This is a genomic window from Corynebacterium sp. UD i78 (genome assembly GCF_056280545.1).
In genome coordinates this window covers 2,227,246-2,239,488 of record NZ_JBWCED010000001.1, presented here as the reverse complement: position 1 = coordinate 2,239,488, position 12,243 = coordinate 2,227,246, and the positions used below count along the sequence as shown (strand labels likewise).

General features: G+C 67.7%; 11 protein-coding genes, 1 tRNA gene and 1 other RNA gene. 8 read left to right on the top strand and 5 right to left on the bottom strand.

Annotated features, from left to right (window positions below; all coding sequences use genetic code 11):
• Positions 1-4 precede the first annotated feature (4 nt).
• Positions 5-1,030, bottom strand: a complete 1,026-nt coding sequence (locus ACZ9GM_RS10500; RefSeq protein WP_476037794.1) for an ABC transporter substrate-binding protein — start codon at positions 1,028-1,030, stop codon at positions 5-7.
• A 110-nt stretch (positions 1,031-1,140) separates the two neighbouring features.
• On the opposite strand from ACZ9GM_RS10500, the gene ACZ9GM_RS10495 reads away from it, so the two are divergent.
• The 6 genes from ACZ9GM_RS10495 to ACZ9GM_RS10470 all read left to right on the top strand — a co-directional run bounded on the left by ACZ9GM_RS10495 (position 1,141) and on the right by ACZ9GM_RS10470 (position 6,588).
• The gene (locus tag ACZ9GM_RS10495) at positions 1,141-1,920 is read left to right on the top strand and encodes a helix-turn-helix domain-containing protein (protein ID WP_291474657.1); all 780 of its coding nucleotides are present in this window, start codon (positions 1,141-1,143) and stop codon (positions 1,918-1,920) included.
• 106 nt (positions 1,921-2,026) lie between these two features.
• The gene (locus ACZ9GM_RS10490; protein WP_291474658.1) at positions 2,027-3,052 is read left to right on the top strand and encodes an iron-siderophore ABC transporter substrate-binding protein; all 1,026 of its coding nucleotides are present in this window, start codon (positions 2,027-2,029) and stop codon (positions 3,050-3,052) included.
• A gap of 30 nt (positions 3,053-3,082) precedes the next feature.
• The gene (locus tag ACZ9GM_RS10485) at positions 3,083-4,156 is read left to right on the top strand and encodes a FecCD family ABC transporter permease (protein WP_476037793.1); all 1,074 of its coding nucleotides are present in this window, start codon (positions 3,083-3,085) and stop codon (positions 4,154-4,156) included.
• Positions 4,157-4,158: 2 nt separating this feature from the next.
• Positions 4,159-5,190: a FecCD family ABC transporter permease gene (locus tag ACZ9GM_RS10480; protein WP_476038345.1), complete on the top strand. Its 1,032-nt coding sequence runs from the start codon at positions 4,159-4,161 to the stop codon at positions 5,188-5,190.
• Positions 5,187-5,987, top strand: coding sequence for an ABC transporter ATP-binding protein (locus ACZ9GM_RS10475; RefSeq protein ID WP_291474660.1), 801 nt, complete (start codon positions 5,187-5,189; stop codon positions 5,985-5,987). Before ACZ9GM_RS10480 ends, ACZ9GM_RS10475 begins: the two co-directional genes overlap by 4 nt.
• A gap of 154 nt (positions 5,988-6,141) precedes the next feature.
• Positions 6,142-6,588, top strand: coding sequence for a cyclase family protein (locus tag ACZ9GM_RS10470; RefSeq protein ID WP_476037792.1), 447 nt, complete (start codon positions 6,142-6,144; stop codon positions 6,586-6,588).
• Positions 6,589-6,619: 31 nt separating this feature from the next.
• On the opposite strand, the gene ACZ9GM_RS10465 is transcribed toward ACZ9GM_RS10470, so the two are convergent.
• Both ACZ9GM_RS10465 and ACZ9GM_RS10460 read right to left on the bottom strand, forming a co-directional pair.
• Complete coding sequence (locus ACZ9GM_RS10465) at positions 6,620-7,729, bottom strand: LLM class flavin-dependent oxidoreductase (RefSeq protein WP_476037791.1); 1,110 nt, start codon at positions 7,727-7,729, stop codon at positions 6,620-6,622.
• A gap of 63 nt (positions 7,730-7,792) precedes the next feature.
• Entirely contained in the window at positions 7,793-8,491 is a 699-nt protein-coding gene (locus tag ACZ9GM_RS10460) for an NADPH-dependent F420 reductase (protein WP_476037790.1), read from the bottom strand.
• 202 nt (positions 8,492-8,693) lie between these two features.
• On the opposite strand from ACZ9GM_RS10460, the gene ACZ9GM_RS10455 reads away from it, so the two are divergent.
• Positions 8,694-10,760 carry an NAD(+) synthase gene (locus ACZ9GM_RS10455; RefSeq protein WP_291474664.1) on the top strand — a complete coding sequence of 689 codons (2,067 nt, stop codon included), beginning with the start codon at positions 8,694-8,696 and terminating at the stop codon, positions 10,758-10,760.
• Positions 10,761-10,799: 39 nt separating this feature from the next.
• Here the strand turns inward: ACZ9GM_RS10455 and ACZ9GM_RS10450 are convergent, their stop codons facing one another.
• Positions 10,800-11,603: an SGNH/GDSL hydrolase family protein gene (locus ACZ9GM_RS10450; RefSeq protein ID WP_476037789.1), complete on the bottom strand. Its 804-nt coding sequence runs from the start codon at positions 11,601-11,603 to the stop codon at positions 10,800-10,802.
• Between the two features lie 229 nt (positions 11,604-11,832).
• Positions 11,833-11,921 (bottom strand) — tRNA-Ser (locus ACZ9GM_RS10445).
• A 135-nt stretch (positions 11,922-12,056) separates the two neighbouring features.
• Between ACZ9GM_RS10445 and ffs the strand changes: the two genes are divergently transcribed.
• Positions 12,057-12,153: signal recognition particle sRNA small type (gene ffs / locus ACZ9GM_RS10440), an RNA gene on the top strand.
• Positions 12,154-12,243 lie beyond the last annotated feature (90 nt).

The window sequence follows — 12,243 nt, the reverse complement described above, 5'->3', positions numbered from 1 at the left end:
GGTGCTACTCGGCGGCCTCGTCGAGGGCGGTGAAGGTGTCCTCCAGCTGCTCGAGTTCCCAGACCACCGACAGGATGGTCGGGGTGCTGATGGCCATCGCGGCGTCCGTGTCGGCGAGGAAGGCAGTGCCGTTCTTCACCGGGGTGAGCTGGTCCCAGCCCTTCACCGTGGTGGGGACGTCCTTTGCCTCGACCCCGACCGGCCACATGTACAGCAGATCGGTGTTGAGCAGGTCGGTGTTCTCCTCGGAGATGAAGGCACGGCTCCCGTCCCGGCTGGCGGCCTTGATCTCCTCGGGGATCACGATGCCGAGGTCGGTGAGGAAGACATTGGCCGGGTCGGAATCTCCGGTGACCACGGCCAGGCCCTGTTCACTGATCTGGCCGAAGGTGCCGGTTGCACCGTCAAGTGTCGGGTGGTTCTCCTTCGCATCGGCGAAGGCCTGATCAGCGTCCGCGATGAGGCTCTCGGCTTCGTCACTCTTACCGAGGACGTCACCGGCGACGGTGGTGGCCTCACGCCAGTCATCGGACATCGGCGAGGAACCGACGGTGGCAATGGTCGGGGCGATCTGGTTGTAACGGTCGTACGTCGCCTGATCCGGCAGGTATCCGGCGAAGATGACGTCCGGATCGGCTTCGGCGACCTTCTCCACGTCCGGGGTTCCGGTCATCGGGTAGGTGACGGTCTCACCGGAATCACCGTTCTCCCACGGACCAGGCTCACCGTAGAAGTCAGTGCGGTACTCCACATCCACCGGCCGGCCCAGTGCGGAGAAGGCGTCGGTGAAGGCGGGGGAGAAGCTGATGATCTTCCCCGGGTCAGCGGGGACCTCGGTGGTGCCCATCGTGTGGGTCACCTCGACCGCGCCGGACTGGGCTGCGGTCGCGGAGGAGTCTGACGAGTCTGAATCATCGTCGGAGCAGGCAGCGAGGGATCCCGCCAGTGCTGCCGTGACGGTCAGGGCGAGGGCCGTGGTCCGGAGGCGGCGTCCGGCAGGACGTCCGGTGCTGAATGTGGGGATACGCATGAGGAAGCATATTAGTGAGTAACCACCGTAAAGAGCAATGGTAAACCTGGCCTCATTCCCGGATGCTGTCCGTCCGGAGTCGGGACGGTGATTCCGATAGGGTGGACGCCGTGACTTCCGTGGACACCAGGCACCTGCCCATGTACCCGGCCGGTGCGCTCCGCTTCCCCGTCCGGGCCTTCGGTAATCAGGAAGAGCACGTCCGGGAGACGTGGTGGAGGGACCACTCGCACCCCACCCATGAGCTGATCTGGAACGAGTGCGGGGTGGGGCACGCGGTCATCGGGCAACGTGTCTGGACCGTGACGCGCACCGTCGGGCTGTGGATTCCCGCGGGGACCCCGCACTCCGGCAGCACCCCCGCCGGTTCTCGGCAGCTCGCCGTGCACTTCGGTGCGGACACCATGCCGCTGGCATCCCACCCGGTGGCGGTGGACCTCACGGATCTGCTGCGGCTGCTGCTCGAGCGGCTCGTCACCGAGGAGCTCGACAATGAGGCGCACCGGACGACCGAGCAGATGATCTTCGATGTCCTCACGCCCAGCGACAACGGGCTGGTGCTCCGCGTGCCGACTGCGCCGCTTGTCGCACCAATCGTTGAATCGGTGCAGAAGAACCCTGCAGATACCCGCACCCTCAAAGCCTGGGCCAGGGAACTGGGGGTCAGTACCCGCACCGTGACACGCGCCTTCGAGTCGGAGACCGGTATGGGCTTCGCCCGGTGGATCACCGCGGCGCGGGTGCATTACGCAGCGACGATGCTCGGACAGGGCCTGGGGGTCGCCGAGGTTGCTGCGGCCGTGGGATACGGCTCCGCGAGTTCGTTCACCACGGCGTTCCGGCGGGTCACAGGGACGACGCCGGGGCAGTTTCACGGGGGAGACCAGTAGATTGTCCATTTTACGCAAGCGAATGTCATTCTTGCGTGATTGACCCACAGGCAAGGCTGCACTACGTTAGGGCAGGTTTCAAGAGCTCCTGCCTGAAAGGTCACCCATGTCCCCCACATCCCGGCTCAAGCGGTTCATCCGTCCGCTGGCCCTGGCCTCGGCCGCCGTCCTCGGCCTCTCCCTGGCCGCCTGTTCCTCCGATGACGGTTCCGACGGCGGTGAGATCACCATCGAGCACGCCTTCGGTACCACCGAGATCGACGGTACCCCGGAGCGTGTCGCCACCGTGAACTGGTCCAACCAGGAGGTCCCGCTGGCCCTCGGCGTCGTCCCCGTCGGTATGGCCGAGGCCAACTTCGGCGGCTCCGAAGTCCTCCCGTGGGTCCAGGACAAGCTCGACGAGCTCGGCGCCACCGGCGAGGACGCCCCGGTGCTCTTCGACGAGACCGACGGCGTGGACTTCGAGGCTGTCGCGGACACCCGGCCCGACGTCATCCTCGCCGGCTACTCCGGGCTGACCGAGGAGGACTACGACCGCCTCTCCGAGATCGCCCCGACCGTGCCCTTCCCGAAGGACCAGGTCGCCTGGGGTACCACCTGGCGCGAGAACATCGAGATCGAGTCCAAGGCCCTGGGTCTTGAGGACGAGGGCACGCAGCTCATCTCCGACCTCGAGACCGAGATCTCCGACAAGGCCGCCGAATACCCGGCGGTCGCGGGCAGGAAGACCATGTTCCTCACCCACGTCGACCCCACCGACCTCAGCCAGGTCAGCTTCTACTCCGCCCACGACGCCCGTCCGCAGTTCTTCGAGGACCTCGGCATGGCCACCCCGGACTCCATCCAGAAGTGGTCCGACGAGAACGACGAGTTCGCCGGTACCCTTTCCGCCGAGCAGTCCGATGTCTTCGACGACGTCGAGATCATCGTCACCTACGGTGACGAGGAAATGCTGAAGACCCTGCAGGATGACCCGGTGCTCGGCCAGATCCCGGCGATCAGGAACGGCGCCGTGGTTCTGCTCGGTGACGACGCCCTCGGCACCGCCGCCAACCCGACCCCGCTCGCCATCTCCTACATCCTCGACGACTACCTCAAGGTGCTCGACGAGGCCGCAGCCAAGGCCAGGTAGGACGTACAGGGTAAGGCACAGCACGACACCATGACGGACGCCGTCACCACTGCAGAGGCAACCGCTGCAGAGACAACCACAGCAGAAACAACAGCCGAACGGCTGCGTCGCTCCACGGTGATGCGGACCACCTGGCTCATCGTGGCGGTCGGCGTCCTCGTCGCCGTCATCGCCCTGTCCACTGCCATCGGCTCCAGACATGTCGGCCTGGGCGACATCTGGTCCGCCTACCTCGGCAACCGGGACACCTTCGCGGAAGGTGTGGTCGCCAAGCGCATTCCCCGGACGCTGCTCGCGGTCATCGCCGGTGCCGCCCTCGGTATCTCCGGCGCGGTGATGCAGGGCGTGACCCGCAACCCGCTGGCCGACCCAGGCATCCTCGGCATCAACACCGGTGCCGCGCTCGCCGTGGTCCTCGGTATCGCCTACCTCGGACTGTCCAGCGCCAGCCAGTACATCTGGCTGGCGCTGGCCGGTTCGGCGGTCACCGCCGTCTTCGTCTACGTCATCGGCTCCCTCGGTCACGGCGGCACCACACCACTGAAACTGGCCCTGGCGGGTTCCGCGACCGCTGCCGCGCTGACCTCCTTCATCAGTGCGGTGACGCTGACCCGCACCGACATCGTCGACCTCACCAAGAGCTGGGAGATCGGTGGCGTCGGTGGCGGAACCTGGGACTCGATCCGCCTGGCCCTGCCCTTCCTCGTGGTCGGCTTCCTGCTGTGCCTCCTCTCCGCCCGCGGCCTGAATTCGCTGGCCCTCGGCGACGAACTCGCCGCCGGGCTCGGTGAGCGCGTGTGGGTCACCCGGGCGACCGCCGCCCTGGGAGCCGTGGTGCTCTGTGGTGCGGCGACCGCCGTGACCGGCCCCATCGGCTTCGTCGGACTCGTCGTCCCGCACGCCTGCCGCCTGCTCATCGGCGTCGACCATCGCTGGCTGATCCCGTTCTCCGCCGTCGCCGGCGCAGTGCTGCTCACCGGCGCAGACATCCTGGGCCGCATCCTGGCCCGCCCGGAGGAACTCCAGGTCGGCATTCTCACCGCCATCATCGGAGCACCCGTGTTCATCGCCATCGTCCGCCGGCAGAAGGTGCGTGCGCTGTGACGATCCCCACCACTCTCAACGCCGTCATCACGCAGCGCAAGGCCCGTGCCCGTCGTTGGTGGACCGTCGTCGGCATCCTCGGCGTTCTCGTGATCGGATTCTGGGTCGCCTCCCTGCTCTTCGGTCATACCTTCTACCCGTTCTCGGATGTGTGGCGCGTCATCATCGGCGAGAAAGTGTCCGGGGCGTCCTTCACCGTCGGACGCCTCCGCCTGCCGCGCGCCTGCCTGGCACTGATCTGCGGCCTGTGCTTCGGACTCGGCGGCGTGGTCTTCCAGACCATGCTGCGCAACCCGCTGGCCAGCCCGGACATCATCGGCATCAGTTCAGGTGCTTCGGCGGCGGCGGTGTTCTCCATCCTCACGCTGCACTGGTCCAGCACCGCCACCTCCGTCTTCGCCATCCTCGCCGCACTGGCCGTGGCCGTGACGATCTTCCTGCTGTCCTGGAAGGGCGGGGTGGCCGGCACCCGACTGATCCTCATAGGCATCGGTGTGTCCGCGATCCTGTCGTCGCTGACGAACTGGCAGCTCGCCCGGGCGCAGTCGTGGGACACGCAGGAGGCGATGCGGTGGCTCACCGGCAGCCTCAACGGGGCGGACTGGAACAACGTCATCCCCGTCGCAGTCGCCTTCGTGGTCCTCGCTCCACTGCTGCTCACCCGGTCGCGCGACCTGTCGGCCACCCAGCTCGGCGACGACACCGCCGCCGCCCTGGGCGTCAACGTCACCCGGACGCGCCTGATCGTGACCGTCCTGGCGGTCGGACTCATCGCCTTCGCGACCGCCGCGGCCGGCCCGATCGCCTTCGTCGCCTTCCTCGCCGGCCCGATCGCCGGACGCCTGGTGGGACCGGGGACCTCGCTGCTGATCCCCGCCGCGTTCGTCGGCGCCCTGCTCGTGCTCGTCGGTGACTTCGCCGGACAGTGGCTCTTCGACACCCGCTACCCGGTCGGCGTGGTGACCGGCGTGCTCGGCGCCCCGTACCTGATCTACCTCATCATCCGCACCAACCGTTCCGGAGGCTCGCTGTGACCGAATCCCATTCACTGTCCGTGGAAGGGCTGTCGCTGGGCTACGGCGACCATGCCGTCATCCACGGCATCGACCTGTCGGTCCTGCCCGGGAAGATCACCGGCATCCTCGGTGCGAACGCGTGCGGCAAGTCCACGCTGCTCAAGTCCATGTCCCGCCTGCTCAAGCCGACGACGGGAACGGTCCTGCTCGACGGGAAGGACGTGCACTCCATGCCGGCGAAGGAGCTGGCGAGGACGCTCGGCCTCCTGCCGCAGTCTCCGATCGCCCCGGAGGGCATCACCGTCGCCGACCTCGTCGGACGCGGACGCCACCCGCACCAGGGCATCATGTCCCGCTGGTCGTCGGCCGACGATGAGGCGGTGGCCTTCGCCCTGGACACCACCGGAACCGCGGAGCTGGCGGACCGGGCGGTGGACGAACTGTCCGGTGGACAGCGGCAGCGGGTGTGGATCGCGATGGCACTGGCGCAGCAGACCGACCTGCTGCTGCTCGACGAGCCGACGACCTACCTCGATGTGGCCCACCAGGTCGAGGTGCTGGACCTGCTCACCGACCTCAACGCGGACAGTGGCATCACCATCGTCATGGTGCTGCACGACCTCAACCTCGCGGCACGCTACTGCGACCGGATCGTCATGATCGCCGACGGGGGAGTGGAGGCACAGGGTGAGCCCGAAGAGGTATTCACCGAGGATCTGGTGGAGAAGGTCTTCGGTCTGAACTCCCGGATCATCCCTGATCCGGTCTCGGGTACGCCGCTGGTGCTGCCGATCGGGCGACACCGCGTGCTGTAGGCGCCTGTGGCGGTCTGCGCTCCTTGACGTCTGGCCTGACGTGCATCCCCCGAGTTTGCGCCGACAAACAGACCGGACGGTGGCACGGATGTTTGGATCTGTCGGTGCACACTCGGCGGTGTCCCGGCCTGACACCGGCGGTACGCTCGCGGCCATGGACCGCAGGGGACGCACCGTCGATCAGGTGGCGCCGGAGGAACTCACGGGGGACGCCGCAGTCGTCCACCTTCCGGATCTCGCGCCGGGGGAGCGGATCGACGCGGAGATGCTGGTGGATGCGTGGTCCGGTCGGGCAGGACAGGCAGCGGCAGGGTCCACGTCAGGGCCGGGCACCTCGGACGGACTGCCCAGGATCGTGCTGCTCGCCACCGGATGGGACCGGTTCTGGGGGACCGACGACTACCCGCGCCATCCGGTGTTGACCGAGGACGCAGCGTCCGCGCTGGTGGAGGCCGGGGTGCAGGTGCTCGGGGCGGACCGGCTGATCATCGAGAACCTGCGCGGACTCACCGGCCTGCCGCGGACCGTGGAGTTCACCGCACTGCCGCTGAGCATCGCCGGCGGCGACGGGGCACCGGTGCGGGCGGTGGCGCGGTACTGAAGTCTGCGGAACCGGTGGTGGGGGAGCGGACTCAGACGAACCCGAGGTTGGCGCGCAGGGTCGACGGTGCTGCTTCCGGGTTGCCTGACGGCTCCGGCCGCGCACCGAGTTCCACCAGGGCCGGGACGACCTCGTCGCAGAGGAAGGTGATGTCCTCGGGGATCTGCCGGGGCATGACGATGAAGCCGTCGATCCCCGTCTCCTCCACGATCCGCACCATCTCGGCGGCGACCTCGGCACCGGTGGCAGGTTCCGGCCCTGCCGGAGAATGGAAGTGCATTCCCGGAACCCATGACTGTGCATCCGTCCCGTACTCCGGAAAGCTGCTGGCGGAGACGAAGAATCCGGGCATCAGGCGGGGAGCCCCGTCGCCGCGTCCTTCCTCTTCGGAGAAGGACGCCAGGGTCAGCGCCATGGTGCGGGCGGCGTCGACATCGTTGCGCGCGGTGAAGACGACGTCGGCATCCTTCGCCGCGGTGTGCAGGAAGTTCTCGGACGCCCCGGCCATGAACAGCACCGGCGAATCCTGCGGGGACCGGCAGAGCGTCAGAGGCCCCGTGACGTCGAAGAACCTACCGTGGTGGTCGACCGGATGCACCGATCCGGGCCGGAACCACTGCCCGGTGGCGGCGTCGTGGGTGACGGCGTCGGAGTCCCAACTGGTCCACAGGTCCTTGACCAGGGAAACGGCCTCGGCATGCCGGGCCTTCATCTGCTCGCGGGTCAGTACCGGACGGTGTCCGAAGTTGGCGTCCTCCAGGCCAGGGTGGGAGGAGACGGCGTTCCAGCCGGCGCGGCCGCCGGAGAGGTGGTCGAGGCTGAGGATCTGGCGGGCCAGGGGGTAGGGCTCGAACCAGGTGGTGGACAGGGTGGGGACCAGTCCGATGCGGTCGGTGACGGCGGCGAGGTAGGCGAATATCGTGAGCGGGTCGAACCAGGAGTCGGCGACGGTCGGGTCCGGCGGGGAGGCGTTCGCGACCTGCTTGTCCGGCAGGAAGAGGACGTCGATCCCCGCCCGGTCGCAGGTACGGGCGAGGCGGGTGTAGAGCGCCGGCTCCATGGAATGCGCGGTGAAGTCGGGGGAGGCGGGCCAGATGCGCTGGTGCTGCCACGGACTGGAGGGGAGGACGCCGAGATACATGGCGTAAGGCTACCCTTGTTCGCCCTCCCCGGGCGTCCGGTGCGGATCTCCGGTGATGCCTGGTCAGGCAGGCAGCTCGGCGGCGGCCAGTGCGTCCCGGAGCTCTTCGTCGGCGGCGGGACGGCCCGGTCCCATCGACAGGATGTCGGTGGGGTTCGCGTCCGGGGTGAGGTACGGGCGGCCGTAGGCGGGCTGGCCGTTGTCGAAGCGGCGACCCTCGGACAGGGGACCGGCGTCGAGGGTGTTGTAGCCCAGCGTGTCGAGGAAGGTCGTGACCTCGGTCTTGGCGTCCTCGTTGTCGCCGGCGATGATCAGGGAGGTGCGCTCCGGATCCCCGGAAGGGCGGGCGAGACGGCCGAGGTGGGCGAAGTTGATGTTGTTGAAGGCCTTGACGACGGGGGAGCTCGGCAGGCGGTCCTGGAGGTACTTCGAGGTGGTGACCTCGCGGTTGTCGAGTGCATCGATGTGGCCGTCGCGCTGCCAGTAGTAGTTGGAGGTGTCGATGACCGTCTTGCCTGCCAGCGGTTCAACGGGGATGTCGGCGAGGGCGCCGAGCGGGACGCTGACGACCACGATGTCGCCCGCTTCCGCTGCCTCGACCGGGGTGGCGGCGCGGGCGTTCGGTCCGAGTGCCGCGACCAACGGCAGCAGGGTGCGGGGTTCGCGGGAGTTGGACAGGACGACCTGGTGGCCACCCTGGACGGCGAGACGTGCGACTGTTGCTCCGATAAGGCCGGAGCCGATGATTCCGATTGTGCTCATTCCAGGCACAACTTGTGGTGGTGGCCGCGTATTCCCGATTCTTGATGATCTGCGATGTCAGTGATGTCGGCATCACGCACCGTGAGGTCGGTGGCGGAGGAGGCTGAACGACCTCAGGCTGCGTGATGCGGACATGCTGTCCAGGACACCGGACCAGCCACCCGCCGTACCTCACCGCCACCCGCCTGGCACACTGGTGAGCATGTCCGATCAGCCTGATCAGCCCACCGCCGGGGCCTACGCCCACGGCTTCGCCCGCGTCGCCGCCGTCACCGTCCCGGTCTCCGTCGCCGACCCCGCGACCAACGCACGGACCATCCTCGACGCCGCCCGCGAACTGCACGGCGACCACGTCGCCGTCGCCGTGTTCCCCGAGCTCAGCCTCACCGGCTACGCCATCGACGACCTCGTCCTCCAGGACGTCCTGCTCGAGGCCGTCGCCGACGCCGTCGAAACCCTCGTCGCCGCGAGTTTCGACCTCATGCCCGTCCTTGTCGTCGGCGCACCCCTGCAGCACGGCAACCGCCTCTACAACTGCGCGGTCGTCATCCACCGCGGCGAGATCCTCGGCGTCGTCCCCAAGTCCAACCTGCCGACCTACCGCGAGTTCTACGAACGCCGCTGGTACGCCCCCGGTGATGATATCCAGGACGCCACCATCCGCATCGGCGACAACCGGGCACTCTTCGGCACCGATCTGCTGTTCGAGGCCGTCGATGTACCCGGATTGACCGTGCACACGGAGATCTGCGAGGACATGTGGGTACCCGTCCCGCCGGGTGCCCGGGCCGCACTCGCCGGCGCGAGCGTCCTTCTCAACCTCTCCGGCAGTCCCATCACCCAGCGCCGTGCAGATGACCGCCACCTGCTGGCGTCCTCGGCGTCCCTGCGGTGTCAGGCCGCCTACGTCTACGCCGCCGCCGGCCAGGGCGAATCCACCAACGACGTCGCCTGGGACGGGCTGACCATGATCCATGAGCGTGGCGTCCTTCTGAAGGAGACGGAGCGTTTCCCCGACGGGATGCGCTACTCAGTCGCCGACGTTGATCTCGACAGCATCCGGCAGGCCCGGCTGCGCCAGGGCACCTTCGACGACAACCGTCGCACCCTCGCTGATCTGGGGGAACGGGATTACCGCACCGTCGAGTTCACCCTCGACCCGCCGCAGTATGAGATCGGACTGCGTCGCGATCTCGCCCGCTTCCCGTTCGTCCCCGGTGATCCTGCCCGGTTGGCCCAGGACTGCTATGAGGCCTTCAACATCCAGGTCGCCGGCCTGGCCCAGCGGCTCTCCGCCATCGGCAACCCGAAGCCGGTCATCGGCGTCTCCGGTGGGCTGGATTCCACCCACGCGCTGCTGGTCGTCGCCCGTGCGATGGACCGCGCCGGGCGTCCGCGCTCCGACATCCTCGCCTACACCATGCCCGGTTTCGCGACGAGCGACCACACGAAGTCCAATGCCGTGAAGCTCGCCGAGGCGATCGGCGCGTCCATCGAGACCATCGACATCGTCCCCGCAGCCACCGAGATGCTGAAGAAGATGCACCACCCCTTCGGCGACGGTGAGCCGGTCTACGACGTCACCTTCGAGAATGTCCAGGCGGGCCTGCGTACGGACTACCTCTTCCGCCTGGCCAACCACCACGGTGGCATCGTCGTCGGCACCGGCGACCTCTCCGAGATCGCACTGGGCTGGTGCACCTACGGCGTCGGCGACCAGATGAGCCACTACGGCGTGAACAGTGGTGTGCCGAAGACGCTCATGCAGCACCTCATCCGTTGGGTCATCGCCGAGCGCGAAGGGGTGGACGCCGCGACGGTAGAGGTCCTGCAGTCCGTCCTCGACACCGAGATCAGCCCTGAACTCGTCCCACCAGGTGCCGACGGCAAGGTGCAGTCCACCGAGTCCGCCATCGGTCCCTACGCCCTGCACGACTTCACACTCTGGCACATTCTCGCGGGACTGCGTCCCTCCAAGATCGCCTTCCTCGCCTGGCACGCCTGGAAGGACGCCGAGGTCGGCGAATGGCCGGCCGGTTTCCCCGACGAGGACCGGTACACCTACGACCTGGCCACGATCGTGACCTGGGAGCGCTCATTCCTGCAGCGCTTCTTCGGGTTCGCGCAGTTCAAGCGCACCGCGATCCCCAACGGGCCGAAGGTCTCCCCGGCAGGCTCCCTGTCGCCGCGTGGTGACTGGCGCGCGCCCTCGGACGGTAATGCGCGGGCCTGGCTCGCCGAGCTGGACGCGGCGTTCCCGCAGGCCTGACGGCAGAAAGCGCCCGGGGCTGCCTGGAGCTACCTCGGGCTACCGCACGATCTCCGGGATGAACAGGTCCGCCATGAACCGGGAGCCGGCGGCGGTGGGGTGCCACGCCATGAGGACGTCTGTCGCACCCTCCTCACCCGAGAGGTAGCGTTCGCCGACCGGGCTGCACGTCGAATTTCCTGCGGCAGCGGTACGGACGTCCACGAATTCCGCGCCGTACTTCTCCGCGGCGATCGCCATCGTCTCGCTGATGTACTCCTCGACCTCATCGAGCTGCTGGTCGTACACCGGCAGAGGGACGCCTTCGTCCGAGCCGTCGGTGCGGCACACGTAGGGCCCGACCGTCGCCGGGAGGTAGCTGGAGAAGACGATCTTCGCGTCCGGGGCGGCGTCCCGGATCTTCGTCACGGCGGTGTCCACGTTCGTCAGGACGGTCTCGCGGCGTCCGTCCAGGTTGTCGATCTTCATGCCGCGGACCACGCCCTGGTGGGCGAAGTCATTGCCGCCGATCGAGAGGAAGACCGTCCCGGTCTCCGCGCCGAGATCACCGGAGGCCAGTGCCTCGTCGACCCGCTCGAGCATCGTCTCCGAGGTCACCCCACCACAGCTGAAGTCGTGGACGGTGGCGCCGGTGTCCGCCGCGGCGAGTCGCGGCCAGTTCGCGTCCGACTGGGCGCACGACCGCGTCAGGGCGGCCTCATCAGGGGAGGAGTAGTAGGAGTCTCCGAAGACCACGACATTCCCCGAGGATCCGGAGGACGCCCCGGACAGGGACGCCAGCGTCACGCCGGACAGGGTGGCGACACCGACACCGGCGGCGACGAGAAGCGAGCTGGTCATCATGCGCGGCGCGACAGTCTGCCGACGGTGCCGGGAACCCCTGGCTACGCGGGGTGCGCCGTGTCGCCGGTGCTGCCCGGATGCGCGATGGTCCATGTACGGGTGGTGTCCTTCTCGGAGATGTCGGGGAGAAAGGGCCGGGGTTTATCCGGACTGATCGTACGTCACCGGGGTCGATCTGGGCACACTTGATGACGAAACCCCCGGGGTCCGAAGACACCGGGGGTTCCTGTGGCGGAGGATAGGGGATTTGAACCCCTGTGGGATGTAACTCCCTCACGCGTTCCAGGCGTGTGACATAGGCCGCTAGTCGAATCCTCCGCCGACAAATATACACACGGGGTTCGCATGTCACAAAATTGCTGGTCGTGCGGCGGAAAGGGGTCGGGAAGCCTCCGGCCGCGCACAAGGTCCACCCCGTGCTTTGGCACCAGTCGGATCCTGGGCTACCATGGTCGACGGATCTCACGTGGCGTGAATCCTGCGAACTCCCCCAGGGCAGGAATGCAGCAAGGGTAAGCGGGCTCTGGCGGGTGCGTGAGGTCCGTTCTATTTTCCGGGAAGGGGGACTTGGCGGGGAAGGGTTCAGGGGAGTGCTCAGTCGGGGACAGGGTGCCCTGACCATGTGACGGAGCCGGTACTG